The 16,652-nt window shown below is 69.1% G+C and carries 18 protein-coding genes and 1 tRNA gene; 6 read left to right on the forward strand and 13 right to left on the reverse strand.

Annotated features, from left to right (window positions below; genetic code table 11):
• Positions 1-168: 168 nt before the first annotated feature.
• The 3 genes from AB0J91_RS23100 to AB0J91_RS23110 all read right to left on the reverse strand — a co-directional run bounded on the left by AB0J91_RS23100 (position 169) and on the right by AB0J91_RS23110 (position 4,027).
• Entirely contained in the window at positions 169-1,725 is a 1,557-nt protein-coding gene (locus AB0J91_RS23100) for an adenylate/guanylate cyclase domain-containing protein (protein ID WP_363872306.1), read from the reverse strand.
• Between the two features lie 109 nt (positions 1,726-1,834).
• Entirely contained in the window at positions 1,835-3,313 is a 1,479-nt protein-coding gene (locus AB0J91_RS23105; protein ID WP_363872388.1) for a 4-hydroxyphenylacetate 3-hydroxylase N-terminal domain-containing protein, read from the reverse strand.
• A 156-nt stretch (positions 3,314-3,469) separates the two neighbouring features.
• Positions 3,470-4,027 (reverse strand): flavin reductase family protein, encoded by a 558-nt coding sequence (locus AB0J91_RS23110; protein ID WP_363872308.1) that lies wholly within the window; start codon positions 4,025-4,027, stop codon positions 3,470-3,472.
• Between the two features lie 191 nt (positions 4,028-4,218).
• Here AB0J91_RS23110 and AB0J91_RS23115 point away from each other — a divergent pair, with 191 nt between their 5' ends.
• Positions 4,219-5,154, forward strand: a complete 936-nt coding sequence (locus tag AB0J91_RS23115) for an AraC family transcriptional regulator (protein ID WP_363872310.1) — start codon at positions 4,219-4,221, stop codon at positions 5,152-5,154.
• A 245-nt stretch (positions 5,155-5,399) separates the two neighbouring features.
• Here AB0J91_RS23115 and AB0J91_RS23120 read toward each other — a convergent pair.
• The 5 genes from AB0J91_RS23120 to AB0J91_RS23140 all read right to left on the reverse strand — a co-directional run bounded on the left by AB0J91_RS23120 (position 5,400) and on the right by AB0J91_RS23140 (position 9,581).
• A tRNA-Ala gene (locus tag AB0J91_RS23120) sits at positions 5,400-5,472 on the reverse strand.
• Positions 5,473-5,563: 91 nt separating this feature from the next.
• Complete coding sequence (locus AB0J91_RS23125; RefSeq protein WP_363872313.1) at positions 5,564-6,457, reverse strand: hypothetical protein; 894 nt, start codon at positions 6,455-6,457, stop codon at positions 5,564-5,566.
• A 265-nt stretch (positions 6,458-6,722) separates the two neighbouring features.
• Entirely contained in the window at positions 6,723-7,388 is a 666-nt protein-coding gene (locus tag AB0J91_RS23130; RefSeq protein ID WP_363872316.1) for a GNAT family protein, read from the reverse strand.
• 6 nt (positions 7,389-7,394) lie between these two features.
• Entirely contained in the window at positions 7,395-8,618 is a 1,224-nt protein-coding gene (gene glp / locus AB0J91_RS23135; RefSeq protein WP_132681167.1) for a gephyrin-like molybdotransferase Glp, read from the reverse strand.
• Between the two features lie 60 nt (positions 8,619-8,678).
• Entirely contained in the window at positions 8,679-9,581 is a 903-nt protein-coding gene (locus AB0J91_RS23140; RefSeq protein ID WP_363872320.1) for a UTP--glucose-1-phosphate uridylyltransferase, read from the reverse strand.
• Positions 9,582-9,618: 37 nt separating this feature from the next.
• Between AB0J91_RS23140 and AB0J91_RS23145 the strand changes: the two genes are divergently transcribed.
• The 4 genes from AB0J91_RS23145 (at position 9,619) to mscL (ending at position 11,672) form a co-directional block, all read left to right on the forward strand.
• Positions 9,619-10,212 (forward strand): 5-formyltetrahydrofolate cyclo-ligase, encoded by a 594-nt coding sequence (locus tag AB0J91_RS23145; protein WP_363872323.1) that lies wholly within the window; start codon positions 9,619-9,621, stop codon positions 10,210-10,212.
• A 97-nt stretch (positions 10,213-10,309) separates the two neighbouring features.
• Positions 10,310-10,636, forward strand: coding sequence for an FmdB family zinc ribbon protein (locus AB0J91_RS23150; protein WP_363872326.1), 327 nt, complete (start codon positions 10,310-10,312; stop codon positions 10,634-10,636).
• Positions 10,637-10,876: 240 nt separating this feature from the next.
• A complete protein-coding gene (locus AB0J91_RS23155; RefSeq protein ID WP_363872328.1) occupies positions 10,877-11,053 on the forward strand; it encodes a hypothetical protein in 177 nt (58 codons plus the stop codon).
• Positions 11,054-11,201: 148 nt separating this feature from the next.
• Positions 11,202-11,672 (forward strand): large conductance mechanosensitive channel protein MscL, encoded by a 471-nt coding sequence (gene mscL / locus AB0J91_RS23160; RefSeq protein WP_363872331.1) that lies wholly within the window; start codon positions 11,202-11,204, stop codon positions 11,670-11,672.
• Between the two features lie 4 nt (positions 11,673-11,676).
• Here the strand turns inward: mscL and AB0J91_RS23165 are convergent, their stop codons facing one another.
• Complete coding sequence (locus AB0J91_RS23165) at positions 11,677-11,853, reverse strand: hypothetical protein (RefSeq protein ID WP_363872334.1); 177 nt, start codon at positions 11,851-11,853, stop codon at positions 11,677-11,679.
• 119 nt (positions 11,854-11,972) lie between these two features.
• Between AB0J91_RS23165 and AB0J91_RS23170 the strand changes: the two genes are divergently transcribed.
• Complete coding sequence (locus AB0J91_RS23170; RefSeq protein ID WP_363872337.1) at positions 11,973-12,278, forward strand: antitoxin; 306 nt, start codon at positions 11,973-11,975, stop codon at positions 12,276-12,278.
• A 63-nt stretch (positions 12,279-12,341) separates the two neighbouring features.
• Here the strand turns inward: AB0J91_RS23170 and AB0J91_RS23175 are convergent, their stop codons facing one another.
• The 4 genes from AB0J91_RS23175 to AB0J91_RS23190 all read right to left on the reverse strand — a co-directional run bounded on the left by AB0J91_RS23175 (position 12,342) and on the right by AB0J91_RS23190 (position 16,537).
• Positions 12,342-12,842, reverse strand: coding sequence for a MogA/MoaB family molybdenum cofactor biosynthesis protein (locus tag AB0J91_RS23175; protein ID WP_132619691.1), 501 nt, complete (start codon positions 12,840-12,842; stop codon positions 12,342-12,344).
• A 291-nt stretch (positions 12,843-13,133) separates the two neighbouring features.
• Positions 13,134-14,447: a trypsin-like peptidase domain-containing protein gene (locus AB0J91_RS23180; protein WP_363872340.1), complete on the reverse strand. Its 1,314-nt coding sequence runs from the start codon at positions 14,445-14,447 to the stop codon at positions 13,134-13,136.
• Positions 14,448-14,675: 228 nt separating this feature from the next.
• A complete protein-coding gene (gene galT / locus AB0J91_RS23185) occupies positions 14,676-15,749 on the reverse strand; it encodes a galactose-1-phosphate uridylyltransferase (protein ID WP_363872343.1) in 1,074 nt (357 codons plus the stop codon).
• Entirely contained in the window at positions 15,746-16,537 is a 792-nt protein-coding gene (locus tag AB0J91_RS23190; RefSeq protein ID WP_363872391.1) for a DeoR/GlpR family DNA-binding transcription regulator, read from the reverse strand. Before AB0J91_RS23190 ends, galT begins: the two co-directional genes overlap by 4 nt.
• Between the last annotated feature and the right edge of the window lie 115 nt (positions 16,538-16,652).

Consider the following 16,652-nt stretch of genomic DNA (forward strand, 5'->3'; position numbering starts at 1 on the left):
CATACCCCCAAAAGGACCGAAATCATCACACCTGAACATTATTCAACGCAACCGCACAATCGCCGTTGAATGCGCAAGACGAGGGCGACATTCCGACAGATAAATGTGAATGCGCTCGAATCGCCCCATTGAAATCCGTGATTTTCGCGAGTGAACCGAAATCTACCGCTATACGTGCACCGCGTACAGGGATACCGGTTCCGACTTTCCCTTCAGCTCCACGCCCGGCCGTTCTTCGAGCTCCGCCGCAGCGTCCGCGACCAGTTCGCGGGTGCGCTCCGAGATCAGGATGGTGTCGCCGGTCTGCCGGGTCGCGGCCTCGATCCGCGCGGCCACGTTCACCGGATCACCGATGACGGAGAACTCGAACCGACCCGCGCCACCGACGTTGCCTGCGACGACGACCCCGGTGTTGACCCCGATCCCCACCGACAGACCACCGCCGAACTCCTCGCGCACGGCCGCCGCGATCGCCAGGGCCGCCAGCAGCGCCTGCCTCGGGTGGTCGGTGATGCGCCGGGGTGCGCCGAACACCGCGAGCAACCCGTCCCCGACGAACTTGTCCACGTGACCGCCGTGTTCGCGGATCACCGGTACGGCTCGCTCGAAGAGCCGGTTGATCGTGCCGACGATCTCGGTCGCGGAGATCGTCTCGGAAAGGCCGGTGAAGTCGCGGATGTCGATGAACATGATCGACACCTCCACCTCCTCACCGGCGAGATCGGTGCCCTCCCGAAGAATGTGCTCGGCAATGGCGGGATCGACGTAGGTGCCGAATGCGGATCGAATCTGCTCCCGTTCCGCCAAACCCACGACCATCTCGTTGAACCCGGACTGCAGCCGCCCGATCTCGGTGCCGTCGTAAACCGGGATCCGGATGTCGAAACGTCCCCTCCGCACCTCGGCCAGGGCATCGGCGACACCGTTGATCGGGTCGGCCGTCGCCCGAGCGGCCAGGTACACGGTGTGCAGACCGACCACGAGCGCCGTACCGGCCAACGCCACCATCGCCACGGCCAGCTGGGTGTCGGTCACCTGGGAGGGGGCCAGGGTCCGCAGCCCGAGCATGAACAACCCCGCCATCGGCACGCAGCTGCCCAGCGCCCACGCCAGGACGCTGCGCACCGCCACACCACGACCGACTCGCAGATCGTTCGGGTCGACCCCGGTGAGCAGCCGCGCCGCGGCGGGGCGCAGCAGCCGCTCGGTCAGCAGGTAGGCGCACGCGGCCGTGGTCACGCCGGTGAGGACCACGATGACGCCCACCCACACGCCGCGCTCGACGTCCCGACTCGCCTCGAAGACGGCGAACACGACGGCTCCACCGATCCACAACCACACCTGCAGCCAGAACACCCGCAACGGCAGCCGCAGCACCGCCGCTCGCAGCTGGGCGGTGGCCGGGCCACCGGAGGCCAGCCACCGGTTGAGCCCCCGCTGCCCCCGGATCCCCGCGACGACGCCGATCAGCGCCGCGAACAGCAGGTACGCGGCCGCGGCCAGGATGTAGAAACCGTTGGACAGCATCCCGTCCGGCGGCAGCGGGATCACCACGAGGTTGAGCGCGAGGACCACCACGGTCCCGATCAGGTTCGCCAGCACCACCACCGCGGCCACGACGACCTGCGTCAGGTCCGAGAGCACCCTCCCCTCGGCGTCCTCCAACCGGACATCGGCCCTCAGGAACGCAGGAAGGTACCGCACGAGGACGCGAGGAGGAGTCACGTCGCCACGGTAATCGAACGCCGCCGCGCGATGTCGAGTTCAACGCGGTCTCGCGAACACGAGCGCGGGCGCCGAACCGGTGGCTCGGCGCCCGCACTCCGGGCCGGGATCAGAACAGGTCCGGCACCTTCCAGCCGTCGAGGTCGTACTCGTCGAGGAAGCTCTCCGCGAAGCCCTTCATCTGGTCGACGCCACCGCGGTTCTGCGCGGCGAAGAGGAGCTCGGCCTTCACGTTATCGTGGTTGCCCGAGTAGTTCCGCTCGTAGAGCTCGTGCCTGCCGCCGAACTCGGATCCGATGGCGTCCCACAGCGCCTTCATCACCTTGACGCGGTCGACGGCGGTGACGCCGTTGGAGCCGCGCACGTACTTGTCGAGGTACGGCCTGACCTCGGGGCTCTGGAAGTCGGCCGCGCCGGAGGGCAGGTAGATCAGGCCGGAGGCCACGTCCTGCTCGATGATCTCCTTGACCCGCGGGTAGCCGTGGATCATGAACATCCGGTAGGTCAGCCCGTACTCCAGCTTCGGGATGACGGCGTCACCGACCCACGGCTCGGGGTCGCGCGCCATCGACTCGGTGAGCGACCAGAACAGGTTGCGCCAGCCGATGACCTCACCGACCCGGGTCTGCACGCCGCGGAAACCGCCGGAGCCGGTCGCGTCGAGGGCCTTCATCAGCAGGCCTGCGATGAAGTCGAGCTTGACCGCCAGCCGGGTGCAGCCCTGGAAGGTGAACCGCGGCAGGAAACCGGACTGGGGGAAGAACGCGTTGATCCGGTCGACGTCGCCGTACATGAACACGTTCTCCCAGGGCACCAGCACGTTGTCGAAGACGAAGATGGTGTCGTTCTCGTCCATGCGACTCGACAGCGGGTAGTCGAACGGCGTGCCGTTGTTCGCCGCCTGCTCCGTGTAGGAGGGGCGGCAGATCAGCTTGACCCCGGGAGCATCCATGGGAACCGTGCAGATCAGCGCGAACTGCTTCTTGCGGATCGGCAGCCCGTAGTGGGCGATGAAGTTGTAGTTGGTGATCGCCGAACCGGTCGCGACCACCTTGGCCCCGGAGACCACCAGGCCGGCGTCGGTCTCCTTCTCCACCTTCATGTACACGTCGCCCACCTCGTCCGGCGGCAGCTGCCGGTCCACGGGCGGGTTGATGATCGCGTGGTTCCAGTAGAGGACCTTCTCCTGCGACTCGCGGTACCACCGCTCGGCATTGGCCTCGAACGGCGCGTACAGCTCCTTGTTGGCGTGCAGGGTGCCGAGGAAGCTCGCCTTGTAGTCGGGGCTGCGGCCCATCCAGCCCCAGGTCAGGCGGGCCCACTGCGCGATCGCGTCGCGTTCCTTGATCAGGTCGGCCGAGGAGGTCGGGGTCTTGAAGAAGGGCATCGTCACGCCGCCGTTGCCGGTGTCGGTCGGCACCGTGAGCGCGTCGACGTGCGGGCCGGTGTGCAGCGCGTCGTACAGGCGCGCGGTCATGCGGACGGGGTTGCGGAAGGCGGGGTGCGCCGTGACGTCCTTGACCCGCTCGCCGTGCAGGTAGATCTCGCGACCATCGCGAAGGCTCTCGATGTACTCGTCCCCGGTCATCGGCCGCGAGGCGAAGTTCGCCTGCCGGTTGGCGGGAGCGTCCTGCGCCGGGTTGACCTCGGGCGCGCTCGTCGCGAACTCCGACTCCTCGGTGGCGGAGGTGAGCGTGTCAGCCATCTGCTTCTCCTTTGATCTCGATGGTGGTGTGCGGCGGCCTCAGCTGGACCGCGCGGGAACGGGGTGGAACCGCGCCGTCGCGTCGAACCAGCCGGCGTGCGGGTCGTCCTGGCAGCCGAGCCAGACGGCGTCGGACGTGCGCTGCCCGATGTGGTGGAAGGCGCTGTCGTGGAACAGCAGCGGAGCCCGCTCGGTCGCGCGGACTTCGACGCATTCGCCCAGGAACAGCACGTGATCACCTCCGTCGTCGGCGCGCCACGGGTCGCAGATGATCGACGCGGCGGTTCCGGCGAGCGTGGGTGCGCTCGCGCCGTCCAGCCACGGCAGCGGGTCGGGGCTCGGACGGCCCGCGAAGTGCATGGCCACGTCGACCTGGTCGGCCGCCAGCACGTTGACGGCGAACGGCGCGCCCTCCAGGTGCCCGGCCGCCTTCGCCGTGCGCGTCAGCGCGACCTGCACGAGCGGCGGTTCGAGGGAGATCGGGGTGAAGGCCGTGACCGTGGCGCCGTGGTAGCGCCCGTCCTGAGTCCGGCAGGTGATGACGGTGACCCCGGTCGCGAAGCGACCGAAGGTCGATCGCAAGGTGCGCGGATCCATGTGCTGCTCCTTCGCAGTGGCAAGACCTGCGGAAATGCGCGGTCCGGAACTAAGCGGTGACGCTAGGTCCAGCCTGTGTCCCGGGCGATCCGCTCTGCGAACGACCGAGCCGGATTGCGAATCGGACAGCTTCGAACTGTTATGCGTGCCACTCCGGAGCACGTACGATCGGTGCATCACGAAGGAGTGGTATGAGCACGACCGGCACGTTGACGGCCTCGTCCGAGGAGCTGGACGGCTTCTCGGCCTCGGTCGCGCGCGCCTACTTCCCCCACGATCTGGCGATCAGAGCGCAGGCGGCGGGCCCTGCTGAGCTGCGGGCCGTCGACCTCGGCCCGATTCGGCTCGCTCGCATCGGGTGGGGCTCGGAGGTCGCCGTCGAATCCGACCACCCGGGTGCCTGGGCCGTGAACGTGCCGCGCAGCGGGGTCCTGGAAGCCCGCGTCGGCGGTCGGCACGTGCTCTCGCTCGACGGCCAGGCGACGGTCTGCCCGCCGGACCAGCCGACCCGGATGACTCGCTGGTCAGCGGATTGCTCGATCGTCGGGATGCGCGTGGACCGCGACTACCTCGCCGACGAGGTCTCCGCGCTCGTCGGCATGCACGTCGATCGGCTGCCCGCGCAGCTGGACCTGCGCACCGGTGGCGGGCGGACCTGGATGGCGCTGCTGACCTCCATCGGAGCGGAAGCGCTGGTCTCCCCCGAGCTCGCGCGCGATCCTCGGGTGAGCCGTCGGCTGGCGGGCACGCTGTCGGCCGCGTTCGTCACGGCGTGCTTCCCGGAAGAGCCGATGCAGGGCGAGATCCGCCCGCGGATCGTGTCCAGAGTGGTCGCGGCGATGGAGGAGGATCCGGCCCGCGACTGGACGGCCTCGGACCTGGCGCGCACCGCCGGTGTCGGAATCCGACGCCTCCAACAGGGCTTCCGGCACTACCTGGGTTCCACGCCGACGCAGGAGCTGACCGCGATCAGGCTGCGACGAGTGCACGCGGACCTGCTCGGCGGCAACGCGGATTCGGTCACCGAAGCCGCCTACCGCTGGGGCTTCACCCACCTGGGCAGATTCGCCGCAGCGTACAAGAACCACTACGGAGTAACCCCGTCCCACACCCTCCGCTGCACGTAAAAGAAACCCCTACCTGCGAAAACACAGCAGGGGACTCTATTCGCATTGCTGCGAGGTACGAAGGGGAAAGGCACAAGCCCCGAATCGCTGGTCGATCGCAGGCCGGGAACGATGCAAAGGCGAGGAGCCAACGAAAGGTAATCACCGCACCGTAGGGGGCTTGGGGGAGTCGCTCCCCCAAAATGATGACGGAACGATAAAAGCGAAAACGCCCCGCGTTGAGCGGGGCGTTCCCAATCGTTACGTGGAGCTGAGGGGAATCGAACCCCTGACCTTCTCGATGCGAACGAGACGCGCTACCAACTGCGCTACAGCCCCTCACCAGAGGTTCAAGCCCTCCGGCTTTGTTGTGAGGGAAGCTTAGCAAGTCCTGCATCAGGCTCTTGCGGCACCCCCCTCTTCGCGAGGATCACTCGCCCGCTGCCCTCCGGTAGGGCTCCCAGGTGCGCTCGTCGAGCTCGTCGAAGAACGGGTCTTCGTCGTCGATCTCCACGCGGACGCCGGGGACCACGGGTCGGATGTCGGCTGCGCGGTCCTGAGCGGACACGGGCTCCGGCCTGCGGTCGTCGGCGACCTCGTCCTCGTAGTCCTCGACGAACTCTCCGAGCTCGTCGAACTCCGGGTCACCGGCGTAGTCGTAGTCGTCATCCCGGTCGTCGCGGCGGTAGTCGTCGCGGCGGTAGTCGTCGCGCTCGTCGTAGTCGACCTCGTCCTCTTCGGGCTCGACGTCGTCGCGCTCGCCGTTGATGCGGGCGAGGCGACGGGCCCGGATGTCCTCTTCGATGCGGACCTGCCTGCGCAGGTAGGTGAGGTAGCCGACCAGCGACAGGTCGACGACGGCGTGCGCCGACCACACGACGGGCCACAGCAGCGCGGCGAGCAGCCCGGTGGTCACCGCGAGCAGCAGCATCGTGAGGACGATGCGCTGCCTGCGCGCGTACTTGGCGCGGGCGACCAGCGCTGCGGCTTCGGGGTCGTAGCCGCCCCGGCCAGGACGGTAGCGACGCCCGGCGCGGACGTCCTCGCTGTTGACGGGGTGCCAGTCCTCGTCGTGCTCCTCGAAGGTGTCGTCCACGTCCTGCTCGTCCACGTCCAGCCCGGGTTCAGGCATCCCGACCTCCACCCTGTCGGTTGTCGCGGCTTCCGACCTCGCCGGTCGCCGATCACTGCCGCGCCGCACGACTCGGGCGGCGAGCGCGGAATCGGTGGTCTTGGACACTTCCTGCCGGCGGCGGGCGAACATCGGCACCAGGACGACCAACCAGGCCGCCGCCAGCGCAGCGAAGATCAATGAGCTCGGCATCCCTCGCCACCTCCCCGGCCACCGGCAGTGCACAAATCTGCGATCGCCACGCTAGTCACATCAGTCACTCGTGTCTCGCAGCCACGCCGCGCAACAGTTGTGCCTCCGACTACAGAACCGCACGAACAGAGCAGTCGCGAGCAACATCGACACCGGCGTGTCGCCTTCCGCACCGCCGAATGCGCTCGTTCGAACGACCATCCGGCCCAACCTCAGGTGCGTTGCCGCAGATCAGTGGTAACGGTGTGCGTTCGATCTCAGGAGGTCAGGAGCGGGTGGCGCCGCCGGAGCGGATCAGGCGCGCGACGGCTCCGTCGGGGACTTCCTCGGTGGTCAGGGCGTAGACGTAGTGGTCCCGCCAGCCGCCGGCGACGTCGAGGTACCGCTGGAACAGCCCTTCGCGGCGGAACCCGGACTTCTCCAGCACGCGGATGCTGCGGTCGTTCTCCGGGCGGACCGTGGCCTCCAGCCGGTGCAGCCCGACCGGGCCGAAGCAGTGGTCGACGGCCAGCGCCACGGCCGCCGGGGCCACTCCCCCACCGGCCAGCCTGCTGGCCACCCAGTACCCGACCCACGCCGAGCGCAGCGCCCCGCGAACGACGTTGCCGATGGTCAGCTGACCCGCGAACTCTCCGTCGACGACGATCGCGAACGGCAGCGCCTGGCCCCGGCGGGCCATGCCGCGCAGCGCCGCCCACTGGGCGGGCCAAGCGGAGGGCGAGTTGCGCTCCCGCCAGCCGCCGAGGGCCGTCGGCTCCCACTTCTGCAGGTAGTCGCGGTCCTGCAAGCGCGTCCGGCTCCACAGTCCGGCATCGCGGAGCCGGAGCGGCCGCAGGGCCACGGTGCCGCGCTCGGTCCGCAGCGGACCGAGCCGCGCGGGCCAGCCGGGGTGGCGCCCGATCGGGAACCCATCAGAGTCGGTGGGCTGCATCCGCGCTCACGAACGCTGCGAGAGGAACCGCACCTGCACGTCCTCGCCCGCCGCGACCTCCGTGATGTCCTCTTCCACGACGATCAAGCAGTTCGCCTCGGCCAGCGACGCCAGCAGGTGCGAACCGGAGGTGCCCAGCGGCTGCACCAGGTAGGAGCCGTTCTTGGGGTCGCGCAGCAGCTGTCCGCGCAGGAATCCGCGACGGCCCTTGGTCGCGGTGATCGGCGAGAGCAGCTCGGCGGAGACGCTGCGGCGGTTCGGGTTCTCCTTGCCCAGCGCCGAGCGGATCAGCGGCCGGACCAGCACCTCGAAGACCACGAGCGCGCTCACGGGGTTGCCGGGCAGCACGAACGTCGGGATCTCGTCCGGGCCGAGCCGGCCGAAGCTCTGCACCGAGCCGGGCTGCATCGCCACCCGGTCGTCGTCGAGGGATCCGAGGTCGGCCAGCGCCGAGCGCACGTCGCCGCCCGCAGCACCGCCGACACCGCCCGCGATCACCACGATCTCCGACAGCAGCAGCCGTCCTTCGACGACCTCGCGCAACCGGCGCGGGTCGTTGCTGGCGATGCCGACGCGGGTGACCTCGGCTCCGGCGTCGCGCGCGGCGGCGGCGAGGGCGTAGGAGTTGACGTCGTAGACCTGGCCCTGGCCGGGCGTGCGGTCGACGTCGACGAGCTCGTCGCCCAGGGAGATGATCGAGACGCGGGGACGCGGGTGCACCAGCACCTTGTCGCGGCCCACCGCGGCCAGCAGCCCGACCTGCGCGGAGCCGATGGGCGCCCCGCGCCGCACGGCGACGTCGCCGGTCTGCACGTCCTCACCGGTGCGGCGGACGAACGCCGCCGAGGGGACCGGCTGCTGCACGGTGATCTTGGCGGGGTGCTCGTCGGTGTAGCCCAGCGGGACGACGGCGTCGGCGAGCGTCGGCAGCGGGGCGCCGGTGGCGACCCGCACCGCCTGTCCGGGCTGCAGCCTGCGCGGCTGCCGCGAACCGGCCGGGATCTCCCCGACCACCGGGAGCACGATCGACTCCTCGGCGGCCGTCTGCACGTCGACGCTGCGCACCGCGTAGCCGTCGACCGCGGCCTGGTCGAATCCGGGCAGCGCCCGTTCGGCCACGACCTCTTCGGCGCACAGCAACCCCTGCGCCTCCGAGATCGCCACCCGAACTGGGGCGGGCCGGACGGCGGCCGTGAGCACGCGCGCCAGCTGCTCGTCCACTGACCTCATGGCTGTCGCCTCTTCCCCGCTCCTCACCGGTGCCGGGGTCGGCCTACCCGGCGCTCGGCATCAGCTTCTGTCGATCCGGTCGGCGAGCCAGTCCCGCAGGTCCGGCCCGTACTCGGGATCCGCTAGCGCGAAGTCCACCGCAGCTTTCAGGAAACCGCCAGGATTTCCCAAGTCGTGTCGCCCACCGTGGTGGACCACGACGTGAACCGGGTGTCCCTCGGAGATCAGCAACGCTACGGCATCGGTCAGCTGAAGTTCGCCACCGGCGCCGGGCTCGATGCGGCGCAGCGCGTCGAAGATGGCCCGGTCCAGCAGGTATCGGCCGGCGGCGGCCAGCGTCGACGGCGCGTCGGCCGAGGCGGGTTTCTCGACCATGCCCTTGACGATCTTGACGTCGTCGGCGTCGGTGTCGGCGATGTCGAAGACGCCGTAGGCGGAGATCTTGTCCCGGGGGACGTCGAAGGCGCACAGCACGCTGCCGCCGTAGCGGGCGCGGACCTCTGACATCCGCTTCAGCACCCCGGTCGGCAGCACCAGGTCGTCGGGCAGCAGCACGGCGACCGCGTCATCGTCGTCGGTGAGGGCGGACTCGGCGCAACCCACGGCGTGTCCGAGGCCGAGGGCCTTCTCCTGCAGCGCGGTCTCGGCCTCGATCAGCTCCGAGGCCCGGTGCACCTTGGCCAGCAGGTCGTCCTTGCCGCGGGCCTTGAGGGTCTGCTCCAGCTCGGGGCTGGGTTGGAAGTAGTCGGCGACCGCGCCCTTGTCGGGCGACGTGACGATGATCAGGCGCTGCGCACCGGCCTCGGCCGCCTCGGCCGCCACCAGCTCGATCCCGGGGGTGTCCACGACCGGGAGCAACTCCTTGGGCACCGCTTTCGTGGTGGGCAGGAACCTGGTTCCCAGTCCTGCTGCCGGCACGATGGCGGTCCGGAACGCGGTCGGCGTGCTCGTCGGGCTGCTCATGACGCCGCAGCTTATCGGTCAAACCTACAGTGAACCCGTGAGCTCACCGGATGAATTTCGTACGTCGAAAGCGCAATGGCGGAACCGACTCCTGCTCCAACGCGACGAGCTGGACGAACCAGCCAGGAAAGCCGATGACCAGGCACTTCTGTCGAACCTGCTGGGCTGGTTGGCCCAGCGCGAGCTGAACGTGGTGGCCGCCTACGTGCCCGTCGGCCCGGAGCCGGGAGCGGATCTCCCCTCGGTGCTGCGCGAGGCGGGTCTGCGCGTGCTGCTGCCGATCGTGGCGGGCAAGCAGCCGCTGGAGTGGGCCGAGTACACCGGCCCGGACTCGCTGCGACCGGCCACGTTCGGACTCCTCGAACCCGCGGGCGAGCGGCTGGGCGCCGCGGCGATCGGCCAGGCGGAAGTGATCTTGGTCCCCGCGCTGGGCGTCGATCACCAGGGAGTCCGGCTCGGGCGTGGCGCCGGTCACTACGACCGGTCGCTGGTGTTGCGCGATCCGGCGGCGGAGCTGCTGGGCGTGGTGCGGGACTCCGAGTTCGTCCCGTCGCTGCCCGGCGAGGACCACGACGTGCGGATGACCAGCGTCATCACCCCCGCGCGCGGGGTCGTGAGGCTGCCGATGTGACGTAGCACTGTTTGCACTGGACACCCGTTGTCTAGCATTATCGGGTTAGCACTCCCGTAGTTTGAGTGCCAAGCCCAGATTTCGGAGGTTCGCGGCCGTGCCCACATATCAGTACGCCTGCACCGAATGTGACCATCGATTCGAGCAGGTGCAGTCGTTCAGCGAGGACTCCCTCACCGAGTGCCCGCAGTGCAACGGCCGACTCCGCAAGCTGTTCAACGCCGTCGGCATCGTGTTCAAGGGCAGCGGCTTCTACCGGACCGACAACCGGTCGTCCTCGTCGAGCACGAGCGGCTCGTCGCCCTCGTCGAGCTCCTCGGACTCCGGTTCGTCGTCGAGCTCGTCCTCGTCGGACTCGTCGTCTTCGAGCTCGTCGTCTTCGAGCTCGTCGTCGAGCAGCAGCACCACCGCCGCGGCTTCCTGATTCCGCACAATTCAACCGCCGGTCACTCGAATGTGGCCGGCGGTTTTGCCATGCGCGCGAAAAGTCCGACTTCCGGCGTCATTCTGTGATCGACAATCGCACTCGTTGATTCTTTCGAGTGAAGCGAGTTTTCCACAGGCGCCGAGTCCATCCACAGATTCGCGCTTCCCCCTTCCTCGGCATCGGGCACGTCCTTAACTTCGAACGCGTCCGATCTCTCCGAAGGCACCAGGGGGCGACATGCGCGCAGACTCCGGGCTCGATCCCACGCCGCTCGACCGGCTCCGCCACCTGCTGCCGAGCAGGCGCGGCGTGCTGTGGCTGCGCCGGATCACGGCCGCGGTCCTCCTGGCCCTGGCCCTGGCCCTGGCCATCGGCCAGCACTCCCTTGTGGACATCGCCACAGCCGCCACCTGAGCGGTTCAGCGATGAGCAATTGCTTTCCCCCATTCGGTTACCGTTACGCTGCCCTCCTGTGCCCCGCGCCCGCGCCGATCCGCGGCGAATGCGGCGCGATCATCGATCCGGGAAAACCGGACTCGCATTCTTCGAGAGGAGTTTCCACGTGCTCAAGGGATTCAAGGACTTCCTGATGCGCGGCAACATCATCGACCTCGCCGTCGCGGTTGTCGTCGGTAGCGCTTTCACCGCCCTGGTCACGGCGTTCACCACCAGCATCATCAAGCCGCTGATCGCGGCCACCGGCGGCGGGAACGTCACCGGCCTGAGCATCGAGATCGTCGCAGGCAACAAGGCTTCGACGATCGACTTCGCCGCGGTGATCAATGCCGTGATCACGTTCCTCATCACGGCGGCTGTCGTTTACTTCCTGTTCGTCGTTCCGATGAACAAGATTTCCGAGCGCCGCAAGAAGGGCAAGGAAGACGGCCAGTCCGAGCCCACCGACGTGGAGCTGCTGATGGAGATCCGCAACCTGCTGCGCGCCGAGCAGGGCCTGCCGCGCATCGAGGGCCTGGCCACCGACGAGGAGGCCACCACCGGCACCGGCAACGGCAAGGCCGCCTCGCGCAACTGACGCTCTAGCGAGCGTCGTGGTGCGGCGGCCGGTTCTCGCGGTACCAGCTCTCGCGGGTGTTCGCCGAGGCCGGGTCGGGACGGTCGTCGGAGGTCGTCTCCGGCAGCACGTCTCCGAAGATCTCGGCGAGCCTGCGGCGCTTCTCGCGTTCGGGCTTCGCCTGGGGCGATTCGCTGGTCACCTGTCCATCCTGCCTCGATCGCAGCGGTTCGCGCACGGACCGGTATCACCGAGTGTGAAATCGGTTACAGTGAGTACGTGTCTCGCCGTCGCGGGAGACAGCGACGCAGGGAGGCTGCGATGAGTTTCCTGAACAAGGCCAAGGAACTGGCCGGCCAAGCCAAGGGCAAGGCGGAGGAGTTCGCCGAGAAGGCGGGCCCCAGCGCCGCCAAGGGGCTCGATGCCGCCAAGTCGAGCTTGGACAAGGCCACGGGCGGCAAGTACCACGACCGGATCGAGTCGGTGAGCGGCAAGGTGGAGGGCGTGCTCAAGCGGGACTCCTCGAGCGGGGATTCGGCCAAGGAGGATCCCGGCCCCGGACCTGGCCCCAGCGGTTCGCAGGACAAGGGTCCGGACGACCCCACCGGCGGCTCGAAGCCCGGCTGATCAGCTGGACAGAAAAACGGTGGCGGTTCCCGCGCGGGAACCGCCACCGTTGTCGTTCCGGGCTCAGGGGGTGTCGAGCCCCGAGAGCTGCTCGATCACGTGGGCCACCAGCGGAGTCAGGGTCGCCATGCCGTCGCGGACCGAGGCCCGCGAACCGGACAGGTTCACCACCAGCGTGCTGCCCGAGACGCCGACGAGACCGCGCGACACCCCGGCGTCGACCGCACCCGCGGCCAGCCCGGAGGCCCGAAGCGCCTCGGCGATGCCCGGGATCGGCCGGTCCAGCACCCCGGCGGTGGCGTCGGGGGTGACGTCCCGGGGCGACACCCCGGTGCCGCCGACCGTGATCACCACGTCGACGCCGCCGATCACCGCGGTGTTCAGCGCGTTGCGGATGTCCACCGTCTCCCCGGCCACCGCGACGGTTCCGTCGACGATGAATCCGGCTTCTTCCAGCAACTCGGTCACCAGTGGACCGATGTTGTCTTCCTGCTCTCCTTGGGCGACCCGGTCGTCCACCACGACCACGAGAGCCCGCCCCAGCCGCTGCGCGCTGCGTTCCATGCCGGTAACCGTAGTGCCAAGGTCGGGTTCGGTCAGTTCATAGGAGTCGGCGAGCTCCACCAATTTCGGCGCGATGCCGGTCATGGTGGTCGTTTTGTCGGACATGGTCCTCCCCAGGTGTCGATCGATCTTCAAAACCACCCCGACGATGACGCCGCCGGCGTCTGAGGTTCCGCCGCCCGCACCGCTGCTCAGAACGAGTTCTGCGGAGGGGCTTTGGACACGTCGGCCGGTCCCGCGACGCAGGAAGGGGGCATGGGCCGCGGGAACTCGGCCGACGCGATCAGGGGGTCAGCCCTTCTGGCCGGTGAGCGTCACGTCGACCGTGCGCTCCCCGCCGGGGCCGCCGATGGTGAACCGGACGTGGTCACCGGGGTTGTGCGAGCGAACCGCCGCGACCAGGGCGTCCGCGTCGAGGAGAGCCCGGTCGTCGATCTTGGTGATCACATCACCGGGCTTGATCCCGGCCGCCTGGGCGGGTCCGTTCGGGATGATGTCCTGGACCTGCGCTCCGGGCTGGTTGGCGTTGGTGATCGTCACGCCGAGCGTGGTCTGGGTCGCCGAGCCGGTCTCCTTGAGCTCGTTGGCGATGCGGCGGGCCTGGTCGATCGGGATCGCGAAGCCCAGGCCGACCGAGCCGGCCTGCTCCTGACCGGTGCCGGGGCTGTAGATCGCGGAGTTGATGCCGACGACGCGGCCGTCCATGTCGACCAGCGGGCCACCGGAGTTGCCGGGGTTGATCGCGGCGTCGGTCTGCAGCGCGTTGAGCACGGTGTCCTGGCTGCCGGACTCGCCGCCCGCGCGCACCGGACGATCCTTGGCGCTGATGATTCCGCTGGTCACCGTGCCGGACAGGCCGAACGGCGAACCGATGGCCACGACCTGCGAACCGACGGGCAGATCATCGCTGCGGCCGAGCTCGGCCGGGGTCAGCCCGGTGATGTCGGCCTTGACCACCGCGAGGTCGGACTTCGGGTCGGTGCCCACGACGCGCACCGGCGCGGTGCGGTTGTCGTGGAACAGCGCGGTCAGCCGTCCGCTCTGACCGCCCTCGGCGACGTGGTTGTTGGTGAGGATGAGGCCGTCGCTGCTGAGCACGATGCCCGATCCCTCGCCGGATCCCTGCGCGCTGGAGATCTGGATCTGCACGACGCTCGGCAGGACCTTCTGCGCGACCTGCTGGACCGACCCCTGGGGAGCGGTGCTGGCGCTGCGGGCGGGCTTGGACTCGTCGAGCGCGCTGGCACCGGTGCTGCTGTCACCGCCGAGCTGGTACCCGACGAACCCGCCGACACCGCCGCCGACCAGGCCGCACACCAGCGCGAGCGCGGCCACACCGGTGACCAGGCCGCGGCCGGACTTCTTCTGCTGCGTCGCCTGACCGGAGGCGTACCCGGGCCAGGGCTGCTGCGCGTACTGCTGGTGCATGCCGTACGGGTACTGCTGGGTCCCGTACTGCCCGGCGGGCTGGCCCTGCGGCTGGGCGGGCTGGGTCGGCTGCTGGGACGGCACCCCGGATGGAGGGGTATCGCCCGCGCCGACGCCGTCTCCGCTCGGCTTCGGCTCTTCCGGCTTGTCACCGAATTCCGGGGTGTGTTCGGTCATGGCTCCCACTGTGCTCCGGGCGTCTGAGAAGTGCCTGAGATCTGACTGTGGGCACGCATGATAAGTCCCATGATCGTTCTCACCCACCCCGACCAAACCGGCAAAAGCGCAGGATGCGGACCAGGGACGTGGAGGCCGCTGGCGGTTCTGGTCCGAACCGACCCGGCAGAACCGGCATTGATCATGGGCGGTTCGGACCACACCTGCCCCTGACCGCCGACGACGACGTCAGCGGAGGCGCGCGGCGATCTGCTCCGGAGTCGCGTCGTTGATCCAGACCGCCATGCCCGACTCGGACCCGGCGAGGTACTTGAGCTTGTCCGCGCTGCGCAGCACCGAGAACAGCTCCAGGTGCAGCCACGACAGATCGCGCCCGGTGTTCACCGGCGCCTGGTGCCAAGCGGCGATGTAGGGCAGCGGCTTGTCGTAGAGCCCGTCGAGGCGGCCGAGCACGTCGAGGTAGGTGGTGGCGAAGTCGTCCCGCTCGTCGTCGGTGAGCGCGGCGATGTCGGGGACCTGGCGGTGCGGCACGATCTGCACCTCGACGGGCCAGCGGGCGGCGGCCGGGACGAACGCCGTCCAGTGCTCGGAGTCGACCAGCACCCGCTCGCCGCTCGCGCGCTCGGCGGCCAGGACGTCGCCCATGACGTGCGTGCCGTGCTCGGCGCGGTACTGCTCGGCGACCCGCAGCATGGTCTCGGTCTTGGGCGTGACGAACGGGTAGCCGTAGATCTGCCCGTGCGGGTGGTGCAGCGTCACGCCGATCTCCTCACCGCGGTTCTCGAAGCAGAAGACCTGCTCGACACCCGGGGTTTCGTTGAGAGCGGCGGTGCGATCGGCCCAGACGTCGACGACGCTGCGGACCCGCTTCGCGCTCAGCGAGCCGAAGGAGGAGTTGTGGTCGGAGGTGAAGCAGACGACCTCGCAGCGTCCGCTGGCCGGTGCCGCAGGCACCATCGGCATGCCGCCGACGGTGGTCGGCTCGCCGGGGATGTCCTGCGCGAACGACGGGAACTGGTTCTCGAAGACGACCACGTCGTAGTCGGACTCGGGGATCTCGCTGGGACGTCCCGGGGAGCTGGGGCACAGCGGGCACATCGCGGCCGGCGGCTTGTAGGTGCGGGACTGCCGGTGCGCGGCGATGGCCACCCACTCCCCGGTCAGCGGATCACGCCGCATCTCCGACGCCGGCGCCTGGGGCGGGAGCTCGCGGGTGTCCTCCGCGGTGCGTTCCCGTCCCGGTTCGTCGTCGAAGTAGATGATCTCCCGACCGTCGGCCAGGCGGCGCGCGGTGCGCTTCACTCGTCCTCCTCCGTTGACCGCTGCTCGGCCAGCAGCAGTTCGACGTGCTCGCCCAGCAGCTCTCGCGCGTCCGGCGGCAGCCCCTCGTCGCTGATCAGCAGGTCGACCTCGTCGAAGTCGACGATCGTGGAGATGCCGACGGTCGACCACTTGGAGCTGTCGGCGACCACCACCAACCGGCCCGCGGCTTCGGCGAAGGCCCGGTTGGTCTCGCTCTCGTTGAGGTTCGGCGTGGTGAAGCCGGCGCGCGGGGCCATCCCGTGCACGCCGAGGAACACCAGGTCCAGGTGCAGCGAGCGCAGCGACTGCACGGCGACGGGTCCCACGAGCGCGTCGGACGGGGTGCGGACACCACCGGTGAGCACGACGGTCCGGTCGACGCGGCCGCGCTGCTGCAGCGCGTCGGCGACGCGGACCGAGTTGGTGACGATGGTCAGGTCCGGGATGTCGTCGAGCTGGCGCGCGAGCGTCCAGGTGGTGGTTCCGGCGGACATGCCGATCGCGGTGCCGGGCTGGATCTCGTCGGCGGCGAGCTTCGCGATGGCTTCCTTCTCGGTGAGCTGGCGGACGGACTTGGCCTCGAAGCCGGGTTCGTCGGTGCTGTTGCCGATCGTGGAGGTCGCGCCGCCGTAGACCTTCTCGACGAGGCCCCGGCGGGCGAGGGCGTCGAGGTCGCGGCGGATCGTCATGTCCGACACGCCGAGTCGTTGCACCAGCTCGCCGACCTGCACGGCCCCGGTGCGCCGCACTTCGTCGAGGATCACTTCCTGGCGTTGTCGTGCGAGCACGTCCACTCCCTGGCCGGGCGTCATCTTTCCGTCATCAAGTCAACAAAAACCAACAATACCTGACGGATAACCGGCCCGACAGCCGGGGAGTTGAGGCTTGAAGCTACGAATGGGT

This window comes from Saccharopolyspora sp. NPDC049357, from assembly GCF_040677225.1.
Taxonomy (GTDB): Bacteria; Actinomycetota; Actinomycetes; order Mycobacteriales; family Pseudonocardiaceae; genus Saccharopolyspora.

Excerpts from the sequence above, each read along its gene's own strand:
- AB0J91_RS23105 (WP_363872388.1), bottom strand. The coding sequence starts at position 3,313 with ATGACCGGGGACGAGTACATCGAGAGCCTTCGCGATGGTCGCGAGATC.
- AB0J91_RS23110 (WP_363872308.1), bottom strand. The coding sequence starts at position 4,027 with ATGGATCCGCGCACCTTGCGATCGACCTTCGGTCGCTTCGCGACCGGG.
- AB0J91_RS23115 (WP_363872310.1), top strand. The coding sequence starts at position 4,219 with ATGAGCACGACCGGCACGTTGACGGCCTCGTCCGAGGAGCTGGACGGC.
- AB0J91_RS23125 (WP_363872313.1), bottom strand. The coding sequence starts at position 6,457 with ATGCCGAGCTCATTGATCTTCGCTGCGCTGGCGGCGGCCTGGTTGGTC.
- AB0J91_RS23130 (WP_363872316.1), bottom strand. The coding sequence starts at position 7,388 with ATGCAGCCCACCGACTCTGATGGGTTCCCGATCGGGCGCCACCCCGGC.
- glp (WP_132681167.1), bottom strand. The coding sequence starts at position 8,618 with ATGAGGTCAGTGGACGAGCAGCTGGCGCGCGTGCTCACGGCCGCCGTC.
- AB0J91_RS23140 (WP_363872320.1), bottom strand. The coding sequence starts at position 9,581 with ATGAGCAGCCCGACGAGCACGCCGACCGCGTTCCGGACCGCCATCGTG.
- AB0J91_RS23155 (WP_363872328.1), top strand. The coding sequence starts at position 10,877 with ATGCGCGCAGACTCCGGGCTCGATCCCACGCCGCTCGACCGGCTCCGC.
- AB0J91_RS23170 (WP_363872337.1), top strand. The coding sequence starts at position 11,973 with ATGAGTTTCCTGAACAAGGCCAAGGAACTGGCCGGCCAAGCCAAGGGC.
- AB0J91_RS23175 (WP_132619691.1), bottom strand. The coding sequence starts at position 12,842 with ATGGAACGCAGCGCGCAGCGGCTGGGGCGGGCTCTCGTGGTCGTGGTG.
- AB0J91_RS23180 (WP_363872340.1), bottom strand. The coding sequence starts at position 14,447 with ATGACCGAACACACCCCGGAATTCGGTGACAAGCCGGAAGAGCCGAAG.